This is a genomic window from Vibrio sp. YYF0003, from assembly GCF_036350715.1.
In the GTDB taxonomy this organism is placed as follows: domain Bacteria; phylum Pseudomonadota; class Gammaproteobacteria; order Enterobacterales; family Vibrionaceae; genus Vibrio; species Vibrio natriegens.
In genome coordinates, this window is the sequence record NZ_JAZDWA010000007.1 from 161,674 (window position 1) to 178,856 (window position 17,183).

General features: G+C 45.8%; 17 protein-coding genes and 1 tRNA gene. 7 read left to right on the plus strand and 11 right to left on the minus strand.

Translation table 11 applies throughout. From position 1 onward, the window contains the following. Positions 1-6: 6 nt before the first annotated feature. The 7 genes from flgF to V1U08_RS19230 form a co-directional block, all read right to left on the minus strand. Positions 7-756 carry a flagellar basal-body rod protein FlgF gene (gene flgF, locus V1U08_RS19200; protein WP_330471264.1) on the minus strand — a complete coding sequence of 250 codons (750 nt, stop codon included), beginning with the start codon at positions 754-756 and terminating at the stop codon, positions 7-9. 302 nt (positions 757-1,058) lie between these two features. Further along, positions 1,059-2,390 (minus strand): flagellar hook protein FlgE, encoded by a 1,332-nt coding sequence (gene flgE, locus V1U08_RS19205; protein WP_330471265.1) that lies wholly within the window; start codon positions 2,388-2,390, stop codon positions 1,059-1,061. A 31-nt stretch (positions 2,391-2,421) separates the two neighbouring features. After that, positions 2,422-3,129, minus strand: a complete 708-nt coding sequence (gene flgD / locus V1U08_RS19210; protein ID WP_014231093.1) for a flagellar hook assembly protein FlgD — start codon at positions 3,127-3,129, stop codon at positions 2,422-2,424. Between the two features lie 17 nt (positions 3,130-3,146). Then, positions 3,147-3,560: a flagellar basal body rod protein FlgC gene (flgC, locus tag V1U08_RS19215; protein WP_014231092.1), complete on the minus strand. Its 414-nt coding sequence runs from the start codon at positions 3,558-3,560 to the stop codon at positions 3,147-3,149. A 5-nt stretch (positions 3,561-3,565) separates the two neighbouring features. Further along, a complete protein-coding gene (flgB, locus tag V1U08_RS19220; protein ID WP_014231091.1) occupies positions 3,566-3,961 on the minus strand; it encodes a flagellar basal body rod protein FlgB in 396 nt (131 codons plus the stop codon). Between the two features lie 261 nt (positions 3,962-4,222). Then, entirely contained in the window at positions 4,223-5,050 is an 828-nt protein-coding gene (locus tag V1U08_RS19225; RefSeq protein WP_020333339.1) for a protein-glutamate O-methyltransferase, read from the minus strand. A gap of 10 nt (positions 5,051-5,060) precedes the next feature. Continuing rightward, on the minus strand, positions 5,061-5,987 hold the full coding sequence (locus V1U08_RS19230) for a chemotaxis protein (RefSeq protein WP_239949900.1): 927 nt from the start codon (positions 5,985-5,987) through the stop codon (positions 5,061-5,063). Positions 5,988-6,063: 76 nt separating this feature from the next. On the opposite strand from V1U08_RS19230, the gene flgA reads away from it, so the two are divergent. From flgA to V1U08_RS19245, 3 genes are all read left to right on the plus strand, one after another. Further along, on the plus strand, positions 6,064-6,810 hold the full coding sequence (gene flgA / locus V1U08_RS19235; protein ID WP_243976222.1) for a flagellar basal body P-ring formation chaperone FlgA: 747 nt from the start codon (positions 6,064-6,066) through the stop codon (positions 6,808-6,810). Positions 6,811-6,933: 123 nt separating this feature from the next. Beyond that, a complete protein-coding gene (flgM, locus tag V1U08_RS19240; RefSeq protein WP_020333337.1) occupies positions 6,934-7,251 on the plus strand; it encodes a flagellar biosynthesis anti-sigma factor FlgM in 318 nt (105 codons plus the stop codon). Positions 7,252-7,277: 26 nt separating this feature from the next. Next, the gene (locus V1U08_RS19245) at positions 7,278-7,703 is read left to right on the plus strand and encodes a flagella synthesis protein FlgN (protein WP_330471266.1); all 426 of its coding nucleotides are present in this window, start codon (positions 7,278-7,280) and stop codon (positions 7,701-7,703) included. A gap of 112 nt (positions 7,704-7,815) precedes the next feature. Here V1U08_RS19245 and flgP read toward each other — a convergent pair whose 3' ends face one another. Both flgP and V1U08_RS19255 read right to left on the minus strand, forming a co-directional pair. Then, complete coding sequence (gene flgP / locus V1U08_RS19250) at positions 7,816-8,247, minus strand: flagellar assembly lipoprotein FlgP (protein WP_330471267.1); 432 nt, start codon at positions 8,245-8,247, stop codon at positions 7,816-7,818. 9 nt (positions 8,248-8,256) lie between these two features. Continuing rightward, positions 8,257-8,895 (minus strand): FlgO family outer membrane protein, encoded by a 639-nt coding sequence (locus V1U08_RS19255; RefSeq protein WP_014231084.1) that lies wholly within the window; start codon positions 8,893-8,895, stop codon positions 8,257-8,259. A 169-nt stretch (positions 8,896-9,064) separates the two neighbouring features. On the opposite strand from V1U08_RS19255, the gene V1U08_RS19260 reads away from it, so the two are divergent. The 3 genes from V1U08_RS19260 (at position 9,065) to V1U08_RS19270 (ending at position 11,104) form a co-directional block, all read left to right on the plus strand. Then, complete coding sequence (locus tag V1U08_RS19260; RefSeq protein ID WP_330471268.1) at positions 9,065-10,198, plus strand: flagellar assembly protein FlgT; 1,134 nt, start codon at positions 9,065-9,067, stop codon at positions 10,196-10,198. A 92-nt stretch (positions 10,199-10,290) separates the two neighbouring features. After that, a tRNA-Arg gene (locus V1U08_RS19265) sits at positions 10,291-10,367 on the plus strand. A 230-nt stretch (positions 10,368-10,597) separates the two neighbouring features. After that, on the plus strand, positions 10,598-11,104 hold the full coding sequence (locus V1U08_RS19270) for a hypothetical protein (protein ID WP_014231082.1): 507 nt from the start codon (positions 10,598-10,600) through the stop codon (positions 11,102-11,104). 124 nt (positions 11,105-11,228) lie between these two features. On the opposite strand, the gene V1U08_RS19275 is transcribed toward V1U08_RS19270, so the two are convergent. Next, positions 11,229-12,179, minus strand: a complete 951-nt coding sequence (locus V1U08_RS19275) for an OmpA family protein (RefSeq protein ID WP_330471269.1) — start codon at positions 12,177-12,179, stop codon at positions 11,229-11,231. A 621-nt stretch (positions 12,180-12,800) separates the two neighbouring features. Next, complete coding sequence (gene gltX / locus V1U08_RS19280; RefSeq protein WP_330471270.1) at positions 12,801-14,228, minus strand: glutamate--tRNA ligase; 1,428 nt, start codon at positions 14,226-14,228, stop codon at positions 12,801-12,803. Positions 14,229-14,458: 230 nt separating this feature from the next. Between gltX and V1U08_RS19285 the strand changes: the two genes are divergently transcribed. Beyond that, positions 14,459-17,182, plus strand: a complete 2,724-nt coding sequence (locus V1U08_RS19285; RefSeq protein WP_330471271.1) for a heavy metal translocating P-type ATPase — start codon at positions 14,459-14,461, stop codon at positions 17,180-17,182. The last annotated feature ends 1 nt before the right edge of the window (position 17,183 follow it).

The window sequence follows — 17,183 nt, forward strand, 5'->3', positions numbered from 1 at the left end:
ACTCTGTTAACTCATACGAAGCAGTGAATCTGAAGACTTGTCCATCTCTTCAGCGGTGCTCATCATCTTGACTTGCATTTCAAACTGACGCTGAAGGTCAATTAATGCCGTCATTTCACCCACGGCATTGACGTTACTCCCTTCAATAGCACCAGTTTGGATGCCGATGGTTGCGTCTGCTTCGTAAGGCTGGTTTGGAGTTTTATGGCGAAATAAGCCATTGGTGTCTTTAAATAAATTGCGGTCGTCAGTTTTCACAAGCTTGATACGATCAACCTCTTGTAATTCTTCTGCTGGAGCACCTTGTGGAAGTACAGAGATGGTGCCGTCACGACCGATTTCAATTTTAGATAGAGGGATAGGTAAAGTAATCGGGGCGTCATTCTCACCCAATACGGCATGGCCACTCGCATTAGTTAGCAAGCCATTTTGATCGACTTTTAAGTTGCCGTTACGGGTCAACCCTTCTTTGCCCGTGTGGTCTAAAACAGACAACCAACCGCTGCCTTCGATAGTAATATCCAAATCGCGGCCAGTGGTGATCACACTGCCTTGAGCAAAGTTATGTCCCGGACGCTCTGTCATGCTAAACACACGTGAAGGGAGCCCTTCTCCATACGCTTGCATCGAACGAGCCTGTGCCAAATCCGCACGAAAACCCGTGGTGCTCACGTTGGCCAGGTTGTTGGCACGCAATTGCAGAGCCTGCATGTTTTGCTTGGCGCCACTCATTGCGAGAAACAGTGCGCGATCCATAAATTACTCCCTAAAGTCCTCTGTACTTGAGAGTAAAAGCAATACTTATGCCAAAATAAAATACACTTAATATTCAATAAGTTGATTTAAAATCAAACCAGATAAAGGCAAGTTTTCTAGGATAAATCCGGAAAGAGGCAAGTTTTTGATCCTCTGAGCGGCAATGGCGGCAACTAAGCGATCAAATCATACCTAGCCCAAAGTAAAGACTTTTAGGGCTAAGCATCTGATGAGTGTCATAAAGTCATCAAGTGAGCTGCCGAGCAGCGTCACTTGATAAAGCAGATTATCGGGCTCGCGATCTAGCGGATCTGCAGAATATTTTGCTGTAGCTGGTTATGCACTTCTAGCGAACGCGAGTTAGCCTGGAAGTTACGCTGAGCCGAAATCAGATCTACCAGCTCCTGAGTCATGTCAATGTTTGACTGCTCCAGCACACCGTTATTGAGGGTACCAAACGAACCTTTATTGGATTCGCCCCAGATTTTGTCACCAGAGAACTGAGTTGAATCCCATTGAGTGCCGCCTTTCTTATCCAGACCTTGTTCGTTAGGAACACGGACGAGCGCAACGCGGCCCAGGGTAACGTTTTCACCGTTTGAGTATGTGCCCAACACGCTGCCGTTTTCATCAAAGTCAACTTTAGTCAGGAAGCCCGTCGTTGCACCATCTTCATCAAACTTGGTCAGTTCAAATGGCGCCGCAAACTGAGTTGATGCATCCAAACCAAAGTTCAGAGTTTGCATCGGATCAGCGCCGTTAAGGTTGATACCAGCATTTTCTGCCGCCGCACCACCTTCACCAACCGAAGCACCTAACGCCACTGAGCGAATAGGGTTGCCACCGTTTAGGTTCGCCAGAGTACCATCATTGTTGAACCTCATCGTGTGACCAACATGGCCAGATGCGGTTGTTGCATCACCTTGAGCAATGTTAACCGGCTTCTCACCATCTTTGTCCGTTACCGTGTAGTAGGTATTCCAGGTATTCGGCTGAGTCTGGTCTTTCAGGTAGTAAGTGGTCAACTTGTAAGACTGACCCATTGAGTCATATATGGTTGAAGACGTTGAACGGTTATAAGTATCTGGATCAGAAAAATCAAACTGAGTCGGATCTTTCAAATCACCATTAGCAGGTAAGTTTACGCCCACTTCAATGTTCGCCGTTTGTTTTGGCTTACCAAACTCAGCTGGAATATTGATTGGCTGTGGCTCGTAAGATGACACCTCACCAGAGTCTGGATTTACCTCATAACCAAGCAGAAACTCATCGTTCGCCGTTACCATGTAGTTGTCTCTGTTCAAATGGAACGCACCGTTACGTGTCATTTCATTTTGCTGCGGCACGAGACGATCTTTCGCCACAGCGAAGAAGCCCGTTCCTGATACACGCAAATCCATCGGGTTATTGGTGTAAACACTTGAACCTTCGTGGAATTGCTGAGCAACCTGGCCAGCCTGAACACCACCACCTGGTGTGGTTTTGGCGTTGGTAAACAAAGAGTTTGAGTAGACATCCGCAAACTCGGCACGAGACTCTTTAAAGCCATACGTATTGGCGTTCGCAATGTTGTTACTGGTGGTGTTTAAATCCAATTGAGCGGCGGACAAACCGCTTAAAGATACATATGACATTCCAAAGTCTCCTGATCTCGCGTGTTATGCGTTACGCTTTGCCGACTTCCAATACTTCTGCAAGTCGAACTGGCGATTCAAAACCCGCCAGATTAAGTAATACGTTTCCGTCGCCCTTACCGAGTAATACGCTGTTTACATTGGCATAAGTGGAGACTGGGAACTCTTGCGACGCCCCATCAACTAAGCCAGATGCTTTCACTTTGTATTTACCGGCAGGCAATGGGTTCCCGCTTTCATCATTACCGTCCCAGAGTACACGGGTGTCACCAGCTGGTTTCGCCCCGACCTCAAAAGTACGAACCAGTTGGCCAGCCTCGTTTTCGACACGAACAAATAAATTGTCGATAGACTGCGAAAGCTTAACCATGGCTGCCATTGGGGCTTCGTCTTGCTTCACACCCGCAGCGCCTGGGACCAACACATCGCGCCCAACCAGAGAAGAAGCCTGTAATGCTTGGTTCGATGTCATCGACGAGTTCAAACTCTCAAACTGAGTGTTCATTTTGCCGATGCCATCAACGGTCGCAAATGACGCCATCTGCGCGATCATCTGGTCATTACTGACTGGCTTAAACGGGTCCTGCTGAGACAATTGCTTGGTGAGCAAAGATAGGAAGTCTTCCTGTTTCAGGTCCTGCTTACCTGTACTCTCTTCCGCTTTTTTGTTCTCTTGTAGGCTTTTGAGCTGGTCGATGTAGGACAAGCCGCTTTGACCAACGTTGTTAAATCCGGCCATACGCTACCTCCTTATCCTTATTGACCCATCTGCAGCGTACGCAGCAGCATTTGTTTACTTGAATCGGCAACTTGAACATTGGTTTGATATGCGCGAGAAGCCGAAATCATGTTTGCCATTTCTTCCATTACATTAACGTTTGGCTTGTAGATGTAGCCTTGTTCGTTTGCAAGAGGATGATCAGGGTTGTACTCCGCATTTAGCGGTTTATCACTTTCTACAATTCCCAACACTTTTACTGGCACCGTATTACCGTTACGCATGGCGTTACCTAACTCGGCACCAAATACAGCATGACGCGCTTTGTAAGTGTCTTTCGCAGAGCTGCTGACACTATCCGCATTCGCCAGGTTGCTTGAGGTAGTATTCAGACGAACAGACTCAGCGCTCATTGCGGAACCTGTCACATTGAAAACGTTAAATAAGCTCATCTAAATTAATCCCCTTTGATTGCCTTGGTTAAGTTCTTAAATTTGCCACCTAGAAAGTCGAGTGATGCCTGGTGTCTGATTTGGTTCTGCATGAACAGGTTACGTTCTAAATCCAAATCTACCGTATTGCCATCCCCCGTATCAGGTTGGGTAGGAAGACGATATAGCTTGTCCCCTGTCAAAGTTGTAGTGGCAGGAATATGCCGACCATCGGTTCGATTAAGACTAATGCTTGCCCCAGATGTTGCCGCTTGTAATTCCTTTGCAAAGTCTAAACCTCTTGCTTTGTAGCCAGGCGTGTTTGCTTGCGCGATGTTGGTGGAGATCACCTCAGCATTGCGCTCACGTACGCCCACCGTGTGTTGGTGGATGCCTAGTGCATTGTCAAAAGATATAGCCATGTTTGCCTCTACAATTAGAACTGACCGGTATAGATAACTAAAAAGCAATTACTATGCCAAAAACTGGTACACGTTTACGGCTAAAAGTTATCGACGCTTTGAACTGCAATATGCAAGCCAAGGTGATTGATGGAATGTCAGTGTCAATCCACTCGACTTAAGCGTAAAGATACCTTTGTTTGAGGGAGTAGGCAAAAATGAAGGGGAAGATCAGGTATTGGTTTAAGAGAGATCCTAGGTCTTGACCCTAGGATCTTTAAACTATTTCAATTTATAAATGATACCCGGATTACAACGCACCATTTCAAAACGATCCGTCAGCCCGGTTAACGACTCAGATGCCCCCAGCAGTAGATAACCACCCGGATTGAGCTGGTTTGCCATTTGATTGAGTACTTTCGATTTCATCTCCGGTGAGAAGTAAATCAGGACATTACGGCAAAAGATAATGTCAAACTTACCCACCAGCGCGTAGCTGTCGAGCAAGTTTTGCGGGCGAAAGTTGACCAGACGTTTTACATTGTCTTTCACTTTCATGCGTCCATCTCCGTTGTCTTCAAAAAAGACACGACGACGTTCCGGAGAGAGACCACGCCCCAACGCTAAATTGTCATACACGCCAGCGCGACACATCTCCAGCATACTGCTCGAAATGTCGGTTGCGGTGATAGAAACGCTTGGCAACAATCCCGGTTTACGCTGCTGCGTTTCCAAAATCGTCATTGCGATGGAGTACGGTTCTTGACCCGATGAACTGGCGGCTGACCAGATTTTAATTGGGCGTTTGTTTGCCGCGACTTCCGGCAATAATTTCTCCGCTAAAACCGTGAACGGATACGTATCTCGAAACCATAACGTTTCGTTGGTTGTCATCGCATCCACAGCCGCAATACGTAGTTCCCGATTGCGGCCTGAGACCACATCACGCAGCAAATCAGACAACGAAGTGAGCTTAAACTTGGTCACTAACGGACTTAATCGACTGCGCACTAAGTACTGCTTACTATCGCCTAGCACAATGCCACATTGCGCTTCGAGAAAACGGCTAAAGTCACGATACTCTTGATCGCCAATTGTAATAGCAGTCATTCATGTCTCTTTATTGTATTAATGCAGATTTAACCGCGTTACCCAGTTCGTCTGGATTAAATTTCGCAATGAAGGTGTTCGCTCCCACGCGATCAACCATAGCTTGGTTAAATACGCCACTTAAGGAAGAGTGGAGAATAACATAAAGATCTTTCAAATCCGCATTTCTGCGAATTTCAGCGGTTAGGGTGTAGCCGTCCATCTCTGGCATTTCGATATCAGAAATCACCAAAGAAATTTGCTCGTAGATGTCCCCCTCTCGAGCCATCTCAAGCAAGGTATTGTATGCCTCTTTACCATCTTTCACCGACAACACCTCGAAACCGATCGAACGGATAGCTCGCTCGAGTTGTTTACGTGCAACAGTAGAGTCATCGGCAATCATAATACGGCGTACAATTGGTTTCACCTGCTCTGCCTGAGCGATTTCTTCACCAATCGAAGCGTCCATTGTTTCATCCACTGGCGCAATTTCAGCCAAAACTTTTTCTACATCGAGAATTTCAACGAGCTCGTTATCAATGTTGGTTACCGCGGTCAGGTAATGTGCTTTACCCGCGCCTTCCGGAGGCGGCAAAATCGCTTCCCAGTGCATGTTTATAATACGCTCAACCGACGATACTAAGAACGCCTGAATAGAGCGGTTGAACTCCGCAATCACCACAAAGCACTTATCAATTTCCGTGGTTGGGCGGCCACCAATTGCCAGGCTTAAATCAATAACGGATACGGTATGGCCACGAATATGAGCAACACCTTTTACTAACGGATGCAGATTTGGCATTACTGTCAGCTTTGGACATTGCAGCACTTCCCGGACTTTAAATACGTTAATGCCATAACGCTGCCGCCCCATCAATCTAAAGGTCAACAATTCCAATCGGTTCTGACCGACGAGTTGCGTACGCTGATTCACTGAGTCAAGAATCCCCGTCATATGCTCATCTCCATCTCAAACTTTTTGTTTTTAAATGATACTCTACCACTGGCAAGCATTGTTCCAGGGAGACCTTATGGCGTATTTCACTATCACTTCGACTACATTGACTAAAACAATATGTAGATCGGTATTCACAAAGTACGCTAAGGCTATCGGCATTTTGCTCAGTATATTTAGCTTTTTTGTTCATTCAGCCACTGATAATCAGCTCGAACAGATAAAAATGGCAGCAGAACAACATGTTCTAGCCACCGTCGAGCAACCTGCAGGCGGCGAGTTAACCGTCAATGCAGCAAATATCGACTCACGGATTAAAGCTACCGACTGCCCAGAGCCTCTCGACACTTCGGCTTCAACCACCAACAGCACGCGCAGCAATATTAATGTATTGGTTGAATGCTCTGCTGATGACTGGAAAGTCTACGTCCCAGTGCGTATGTCAGTTTCGGTCCCGATGCTTGTCAGTACTCGCCAGCTCGTTCGAGGGGAAATCATCAGTGCTTCAGACGTCACCACGTCAATGATTGAGTTACAACGCTTTCGCAAAGACGGCTTTACCGACCATTCTCAAGTCGTGGGCGCGAAATTAAAGCGTAGTGTTCGCCTTGGAGATGTCGTGGAGCGAAATGATGTGTGCGTGGTGTGTCGTAACGAGAGAGTGACAATTCAAGCGGTAAAAGCGGGGATGACAATCTCGACCCAAGGCACTGCATTGCAAGACGGCGCAGCAGGTGATCAAGTGAGAGTGAAAAATGATAAGTCACAACGTATAATAGAAGGCATAGTGACTGGCATTGCAGAAATCACCGTCAACTTTTGACCTTCGGCGAACAACAGCACGAGATGAAAATCGATCAATAAAAGTGCACAAAATGATTAAAGTTATTTTGGCGTTGGTCGATAGTCTGAGTACCAGTATTACGATACAAGGCAAAGGTAAAACATGGCAGGTATAGACAATATACGTTCAGGTCAGATAATGACGACTAATAAAAGTCGCGCACCTGCACGTAATGAATCGAATGCGACCAACACAACAGATTCGCATAAAGTGTCAGCGCAACAAGATGCAGTATCTTTGAGCCAACAAAGTAAAGACGTCAATAAACTCCAGAAGGATATGGCAGCTTCACCGGCTTATGACACCGCAAAAGTGGCCGCAATCAAAGAAGCAATCGCAAACGGCTCATACAAAGTTGATCCAGAAAAACTGGCCGACAACATGATTAAGCTTGAAAGCGAATTGCAAGGCAAAATCTAACTGACTTAGGCTCAAGGTAAGTATTCATGGCAGCATTAGTCGATCTCGTAAACTTCCAACTAGAAAATGCAAAAGCACTTTCTGTCGTTTTACGTCAGGAAACACAAGCCATCACTGCGCGTGTTTCTGCTGATATCGAAAGTATTGCCAAACAAAAGATGACACTCATTGATCAATTAAAGACGACTGATCAGCGAATCGCCTCTCACCCGCATGTCAATCAGCTTACCGAAGATGAACGCCTAAGTCAGGTTGTAAACCAGATCCAATCTATCGTTATTGATTGCCAACAAGTTAATCAAATGAACGGTGAATCGCTCAATCGAGCGCAGCTGAGCTTCACCAAGCTCAATAACATGCTTCAACGCACCCACGGTAAAGTCGGTATGACTTACAACGCCGGTGGGCAAACTCACACTATTTCGACATTAGGCACCAACATCAAAGCCTGACTTTTCTCTTCGTGATACCCCTATCGTTTAACTACTCTAAGTTTTACGCACAAAAAAACGACCCAATGTTACCAATGAGCCGCTAAAGAGATTATCTGACGTTATTTAGATATCAGAACAGGGTCTGCTGACGCTTCTCAGGTACCTGCTGAACTTCACCATAGTCTCGTAGCTTATCCATTTTGCGGATATCCAGACGAAGCTCTGTTACATAACTGTCTTCGACCAAGTAGCTTCTCACCACTTCCGCGCCGCGAATAACGCCGTCAACCGCACCGGTTGTGCTTTCCGTCCCTAAACGCTGATCTTGCAGCTCTGCTCGGCCACTGACACGCATACCATAGACCTGCTCTGCCAGTTCACGGTAAGCATCAATTTTCGACGCGCGCATTGCTCGAACACGTTTTTCTTCTACAGTGCGACCAGTTTGTTCACTCACGCTGGCATAACCTACGGCAACGAGCAGTTCATCCTGACGCATCTGCTGTAATGGTTGGCACCCCACCAGCACCAAGGCGGCGATAATACATAATAACTTTTTCATGGCTCTGTCCTATGGGCGGAGAATCACAGTGTATGGCTGACGAATTGTTGGATCTGAACGAATCAGCACGCCATCTTGAGTACGAATACTGTTGAGTGTATCTAAGTCGCGGCCAATACGATCCGCAGGCAAAAAGCCCTGTGCCGTTGCTACGACAATTCGGCTTTGCATCCCAACCACGCGGGCGTTTACAAGCACACCACCTTCCTGGCGCAGCATGGTGCCGGTTAACACGTATTGGATTTCCTGCTCTTGAGCGAGATCGCTCCAGTCTCTGCTCAATGCAAAGTCACCTTGTTGAGTGACTTGAATCGAGCCCGTCGTTTTGAAGTCCACCACTTTAAATCCACGACGCTGGAACTGATGGATGAATCCTTCAGATACCGAGTTCCCCAACCAATTGGTTGCATCCATATTCTGTAAATCAACGAATGATGTGATCGCAATAGGCGTACGCGCAGAGACCGCGACGTTAGAAACCATCAACTCTTCCGTCATGCTTTCAATAAAAAAGTCCATCGTATGACGCGGGCTATCCATCAGCATGAACTGACTGCCTGAATAGGGTTCTTTACCATTGTAAATTGGTGAATACGCGCACGATGTCAAAAGCGTCATCATCGATGCGGCAGCAAGCCATTTTTTCATGGATTGATTCTCCAGATAATCTTGGGTGTCACTGTTCCTTGTCATTCATGACAAGAAACGAAATCTTGGAACAGTCTTTGCTTTTCTTTTGCCTGTCCAAACTAGAAAGCGCTACCAAACTTCACTGATGTTTGTTTTAGCAATATTTATACCTGAACGGTTACAAGCCATGAAAAAAATATTAATCAGCGTATTATCAATCACTTTCGTTCTGCTTCTGCCTTTTCGCGCAGTCGCCGCATGGTACGAAGTGACAGGCGTTGCCACGATCGTATCTTCGGACGATGCGGCAAGGCTACACGCCTTAGAGGATGCGCTTTTTAAAGCCGTCAACTTTTCGGGGGCAGATATTGGCAGCATCAGTAATTTAATGCCGCTATTAGAAGAAAACCGCAAAGAGTATCAGTTCACTAACCATGAAGTACGCTACATCCTGGTTGAATCAGAACGAAAGCGAAGTGGTAAGATGGAGATAAAGCTCCGTGTCGACATCTACCCATCGGCAATGGGTTGCCACACGGCTCAATACAAAAAAACCATCCTGGTTGGGAATATTGATGTCGCCTCTCCTCAACAAGCCGTGATGGGACAAATTTATCAAGTTGGTGATGACTTTAGTCACGTTGTGAATCGTCAGCTCGATCAGACCTCGCACAGTTTCGTTTCTGTCGGCACTACCGACTACTCGATTAGCCGCAACTACCCTGCTCGCACTCAGATGATTGCCGAGGACAATGGGGCACAGTACATCATTGGTGGCGTCATTACTGACTTAACCGCGACGATTGAATCTAAAGTACTCAAAGATGACATCATCAACCGGCAGTTTGCCTTAGAGATGAAAGTTTATGATGGTAAAACTGGCCATGAAGTCTTTTATAAAACCTACCGCGAAGTCGCTCGCTGGCCGTTTGCAAAAACCAGTCAGGTCGACACACGAAGCGCGCGATTCTGGGCCTCTACTTATGGTGAAATGATGCTGCGCGTAAGCCGTAACATCATGTTAGATTTGGAATCAGAACTGTCTTGTAAGATAACCTTGCCGGAAGTAGTGGCTGTCTACGGAAACACCGTCACCATGGATTTAGGCCGTATGCACGGTGTTAAAGAGGGCGACAAATTACAATTGTGGCACACCGCATCTTTTATCGATCAAAGTGGTTTACCGCGCAACAAAGTATCGCAAAGTGAAGTGACCTTAACCGTGTCGCGCGTTTATGAACACGAAGCAGAACTGAGCATCGATCAACCCCACCTGTCATCAAGCGTTCAAATTGGCGATGTAATGAACAAGATACTCTAAAAGACAACATTAGGCCTTGAGATATGCGTACTTTTGAATATTATAGATGACGCATCTTATTTGATTATACCAACTGCAGTAGCTGGTATTACGCCCTCATGGCACAGCTGGATAGCGCAGTCCCCTCCTAAGGGACAGGTCGTAGGTTCGAATCCTACTGGGGGCGCCACATCAAAACCTTAGTTCGCGATTGAACTAAGGTTTTTTTCTTTTCCCTTGATCTGACATCACTTGAGACGATTCATTAGAAGCTCACTCAGCGTCTTTTTCTAGAACATTCACTAACGGCACAAAACCAATTTTAAACGCAGCTATTTACAGTTTTATATTTTATGACTTTAATTATTGATGAGTTTTGCTTACCCTTTTTGGCTATTAATAAGAATATTAGTTAGCGCTATGTCTAAGAGCAATTTAATTACAAATACCGGACACCGTTTTATATCCAAAGGCAAAACAGCCTTTAAGATCCACATCCACACCCCAGAGGATACGGTACTTCACCGCTCTGTAGGGTTCGTGCGCATTGGAGAGGAGAAGGGACTAAAGAAAGCCATTAAATTGAGAAATGAATTGGGACAGCAGATGTGGGGCAAGTTTTGGCGGCGCCTTTTGAAAGATCCCTATCTGATGACAAGATTACCGCACAGTGTTGAACCTAAAATCGTTCATAAACCCAATCCAACTCTAGAGAATCCAGACAATCGAGACACTTGTTACATTGCCAAGTGGCGAGAGTTTAACGAACACGGAGAATATAAGTACAAGACGGTTGTGCGCTCAATCAGTAAATACGGCAAGCTTGCCGCATACATGCAAACCAAAAAAGCACTGCTGGAAGCTCACAAGGAAAACCTGGAAATACTTACGTTCATGGGACGCCTAAACAGTATCGATCTTAAATAACCCAATGTACTACGTCATTTTTGAGTGTGACTGTTTTTTGCATCGACAATAGATATAAAAATGCCCCAAAGCGCTAACGCTTTGGGGCATTTAAATTCAGGACTCTATTTGTTTAAATAGTATCTTATTGCTGAACTTGGTATTCAAATTCAGGAACAATCACTTCTACGCGACGGTTTTGTTGACGACCTTCACGCGTTTCGTTTGATGCGATAGGGTTGTTTTCACCTTCACCACGAGCGTGGATGCGTGATGCATCAATGCCTTTTTCTACTAGCGCGTTAGCAACAGATTCTGCGCGTTTCTCAGAAACTTTTTGGTTGTATGATGCAGCGCCAGAAGCATCTGTGTAGCCTACCACTTCAACATTCGCTTGTGGATGCTCGTTTAGGAAAGCAACCAAGTTGTCTAGTTTAGCTGCGCTTTCAGGTTTTAGTGTTGTGCTGTTTAGATCGAAGCCGCCCGTACCGATAGTTTGAGTTTCGAATGTTTTCGTTACAACGACTGGCTCTTCTACAACAACCACTTCTTCAACGATTGGCGCTTCTTCAACAACTGGCTCTTCGCTGCCACCGAACTTGAATGAAACACCTAGGGTCGCTGTATTGCCTGTTGCGCGAACTACATCGTTGTTGATGTCAGTAATAGTTTGGTATTCCGCACGAGCTGTAACATTTTGGCTTAGGTTGAACTCAAGGCCTGCCGCACCAAGGTAAGAGTAATCGTCTTTACCGTCGAACATTACGTAAGCGCCACCCACTTTACCGTAAAGTGCGATGTCTTCAGTAATTGGTAGGCTGAATTTAGGCGCAAGGGTGATAGCTTCTACGTGACCACCGAAAGAGGTGTTATCAAAATCACCAACATTGTCAAAACCTGCTTCAACGGCAATGTAGTCATTGAATTCGTAACCAACAAAAGCACCAAGAGTCGAGTCATCTTTATCGCAAGATTGACCTGCTACACAAGCATCTTCCAACCAAGATTTACCCATTTTACCGCCAACATAAACTTCGGCTTGAGCCGCTGTTGCCATAAGTAAAGATGCTGAAATTACCGCTGCTAGTTTTTTCATTATTGATTCCTATTAAGAATTACTTTTATTAGATCACGAAATGCGTCGCCGACTGACGTTGTATTCCAATTTGATTCATTCCTTGAGCGTATTACCGAAGCCAACTTCGTGCATATGCATGCAAATTATTTATCAAAAGTTGCTCGGGTATCATTCCTGTACAGTATTCGGGACCGTTATTTGGGTCCCACTGACGAGATGAACTATAACGATAAGAAATCTCGAGAAAAATCCCAAAACTGTCAATTTAGTGTCATCAAAACCGCAAACATTATGTGACATAGAGCACCAAAAGCCTATCGTGACAACGACGCAAACGTTTGCGTTAAAAGTCACAACAAAGTAACTAATGCAGATATTTGTCTCACTATTGAGATGCTACTTGGGAAACTTTATAGATAGTAGATATTAATCAGAGGGATAGTTTGAAAATCAGCCATTGAATAAGCACTAAAAATCACGATCTTTAATTACAAAAAATTATCATAAAACAAACATCAACACGCCGACATAGCATGTACATCAGTCAAATCTGTTCACTACTTTCGCTTTTATTACATTCTTTAGACATAAAAAAACCGCGGAAATTACCGCGGTTTTTTGAATATCTATGCAATTGAATTATGCATTAGCTTCACGTTCAGCAATAAACGCTAAGGCCATTTTAATACGAGCAATACAACGCTCTTGACCAATTAGAGCCATAACTGCGTCAACAGATGGAGACTGACCACCGCCTGTTACTGCTACACGTAGCGGCATACCAATTTTACCCATGCCGATTTCTAGCTCTTCGCAAACGGCTGTAATTGCACCATCTTTGATGCTTTCAGTTGTCCACTCAGTTAACGCTTCTGCTTTTGCAAGTGCAAGCTCTAGAGGCTCTTTTGCTACACCACGTAGGTGTTTCTTCGCAGCGCCCGCTTCAAACTCAGAGAAATCTTCGTAGAAGTAGCGAATCTGCTCAGCCAGTTCAACAAGTGTATTACAACGCTCACCAACCAATTTGATCACTTCAGTGATTGCAGGGCCGCTTGTCACGTCCAGCTTCTGTTGGTCTAGGTGCCATTGTAAGTGCTCTGCAACGTACGCTGGATCAGAGCTCTTGATGTAGTGGTTATTTAGCCACTGCAGCTTATCTGTGTTAAATGCAGACGCTGACTTAGATACGGCGTCCAGACTAAACAGATTAATCATTTCTTCTTGAGTGAAGATTTCTTGGTCACCGTGAGACCAACCCAGACGAACAAGGTAGTTGTTTAGGGCAGCTGGTAGGTAACCCATATCGCGGTACTGCATTACCGATACAGCGCCGTGGCGTTTAGACAGTTTCGCACCGTCGTCACCCAGAATCATTGCACAGTGAGCAAATGTAGGTACTGGTGCACCTAGTGCTTCGTAAATGTTGATCTGACGAGGTGTGTTGTTGATGTGATCCTCACCACGAACAACGTGTGTGATGCCCATATCCCAGTCATCAACCACAACACAGAAGTTGTACGTTGGTGAACCATCAGTACGGCGAATGATCAAGTCATCCATCTGCTCGTTACGGATTTCGATACGACCACGGATTTGGTCTTCAAATACAACACTACCCTCTTTCGGGTTGCGGAAACGAATTACGCAAGGATCACCATCTTTCGCCGCATCGTTTGCCGCTTTGATTTTAGGATGGTTAGCATCGTAGCGAGGCATTTCTTTGTTCACTTCTTGCTCTGCACGAATCTCATCCAGTAGCTCTTTAGATGCGTAACATTTGTATGCTTTGTCTTCAGCAACCAGCTTATCAACCATTTCGTTGTAACGGTCAAAACGTTGAGTTTGGTAGTAAGGACCTTCATCCCACTCCAGACCTAGCCATTCCATACCTTCCAGAATCGCATCAACCGCTTCTTTAGAGTTACGCTCAAGGTCTGTATCTTCGATACGCAGAACGAATTCACCACCTTGGTTTTTAGCATATAGCCAAGAATACAGTGCCGTACGCGCACCACCAACGTGTAGATAGCCAGTTGGGCTAGGAGCAAAACGAGTTTTAACCGTCATTTGAGTTCCTTAGGGTTAATGTTCAACGAGAGGGTTCTCGTTGTATTGTCAAGGATAAAAGTGGCGACATTTTACCATCGTAAGTCAATACTACAATCCTTCCGTGTTCATATACCCAAATAACCTCTCGATGCGGGGTTCAACGAAATTCACTTCATTGATAACAAACCTTGACCTTACCCTTGCAGTAAGGTTTAAGCTCACTATATTACGATTAGTGAGGACAAGTTATGAATCAGTTTGTAGTACCGTTATCAGGGCTTAACTGCATGGGTTGTGCAAGGAAAGTTGAGAAAACTTTACATGCAAACCATAGTGTTGAAATCCTCAACTTGTCCCCGACCTCTGTGGAAGTCAAAACCGATGCCTCTTTAAACGAGATTGTTGAGTCTATTGAGTCCTTAGGCTATCAGGCTGGTCACGCCTATGACTTTAACTTGTCCGGATTAAGCTGTGGCGGCTGTGTCAGAAAGCTCTCTACTTTATTAGAGTCAAATGCAGACGTTATCTCATTTGAAGCTTCGACGACGCAATTAAATATCCGAACTCTTCTTTCTGAACAGCAAGTCATCGATCTTGTCGCGAGCTTAGGCTACACCGCGAGTAAAGAAGTCATCACAGGCACCGAAAGTACAGAAGCTAAAAGTGCCGAGCCTGAAGATGAAACCCAACCAGCACAAAGCGAAGCACCAGATAAACCACTGGAAGACATTCCACCAGCCAGCAGCACTCAACTGCAAATGCTAATCCAGGGAATGACCTGCGCAAGTTGCGTTTCTTCAGTCGAAAAAGCATTAACTAAGGTTGAAGGTGTAGAAAAGGCTCAGGTAAATCTTGCTGAACAAAGTGCCTTAGTGTTCGCGATTCAGGATTCAGAAGACTTACACCAAGCGATTGTCGAGTCAGTAAAACAAGCAGGATACCAAGCGGAAATCCTACAAGACGCCGCAACACAACAAGAAAAGCAAGCGCAGCAGCAATTGGCACAGCAAAAACGCTTTAAATTTGATGCCATTGCTGGCTTAGTGGTGGGTGCTCCCTTAATGCTGTGGGGTGTGGCTGGCGGTAACATGATGATTCGCCACACCAGTGATCAGTACATTTGGGGTGCGGTCGGTCTTTTATGTTTGCTGCTTCTGGCAACTGCTGGTCGCCACTTCTTCAGCAACGCTTGGTTAGCGGCGACTCGCAAACGCGCAACCATGGATACACTGGTTGCATTGGGTACAGGTGCAGCTTGGTTCTACTCCATGCTCGTAGTGGTTTTCCCAAATTGGTTCCCGCTCGCATCACGTCACGTCTATTTTGAAGCAAGTGCAATGATCGTTGGTTTGATTTCTCTCGGTCACTATATAGAAGCCAAAGCCAAGGCCAACACGACTCGCTCATTACAAGCTTTAATTAACTTGCAACCACAACAAGCGACGGCTATTACAGAGAAAGGCGATCAGACCATCAGCGTTGAGCAAATAACGCTTGGTATGAAATTAAGAATTAAGCCCGGCGAGAAAGTGCCAGTAGATGGCACCGTACTCGAAGGCGAATCCTATATAGACGAGTCAATGCTAACCGGAGAGCCTGTCCCGGTACTAAAAGGGCTGGATGCAGAAGTCTCTGCTGGTACGCTAAACACCGACGGTAGCTTGGTTATCGCAGCCACTGGCATTGGTGCAAATACGATGCTTGCGCGCATCATTCGTATGGTTAGAACCGCTCAAAGCAGTAAACCTGCCATCGCCAAATTAGCCGACCAAATCTCAGCGGTATTTGTACCTGTCGTGGTTGGTATTGCCTTACTTGCTGCGTTGGTTTGGTTTGCAGTAGGTCCAGAGCCTAAAGCCAGCTACATGCTCGTGGTGACAACAACCGTACTCATCATCGCCTGCCCTTGTGCGCTTGGCTTAGCAACACCACTTTCCGTCACAGTTGGCGTAGGCAAAGCCGCCGAGTTGGGCATTTTAATTAAAGACGCTGATGCACTGCAGTTAGCCAGTAAAGTCGATACGGTCGTCTTCGATAAAACCGGTACGTTGACACAAGGAAAACCATCGGTTCAGCAAGTTTTTACTCACGCGACCAGTCAAGACGAACTGCTTGCTATGGCCTATTCGGCAGAGCGTCAGTCTGAGCATCCACTTGCCAAAGCCGTGTGTGATTTTGCGAAACAACAAGACGCGCGAGAAGTCACGTTAGACAAATTCGAAAACGTCCGTGGACGCGGCATCTTAGCGACTTACCAGGGTAAACCATTGCTGATCGGTTCTTTGCAATTTATGCAAGCCGAGAACATTGACACAAGTAACCTAAAACAAGCGATAGAAGAGAGTGCAAAAAACGCTTGGACGCCTGTCGCTGTAGCTCTGGATAACGAGTTAGTCGGACTCATTGCGATTGCTGACCCAATCAAGTCAGACGCTAAAGAAGCGCTTTCAGCCTTAAAAGCTCAGGGAGTTAAAACCGTGATGTTAACGGGCGATAACCAGCACGTTGCCGATGCGATCGGTAAAGAGCTCGGCATTGATGAAGTGATTGCACAAGTGTTACCAGATGAAAAAGCCCAGCACATCGAGCAACTTCAATCTAAAGGCCATATTGTGGCGATGGTCGGAGACGGCATTAACGATGCGCCTGCTCTTGCGCTTGCCAACCTTGGTATTGCAATGGGAAGTGGCAGTGATGTCGCGATAGAAAGTGCGCAAATGACGATTCTCAACACATCACCAATGGCCGTGGTGCACGCAATAGAGTTGTCGCGCGCTACACTTAAAAACATGAAACAAAACTTGTTTGGTGCCTTTGTTTATAACTCGTTGGGCATACCTGTTGCGGCAGGTGTACTTTACCCAGCATTTGGCTTTTTACTCAGTCCCGTAGTTGCAGGCGCAGCGATGGCACTGTCTTCAATTACTGTCGTTAGTAATGCAAACCGACTACGACTGTTTTCAGTAAAATGAC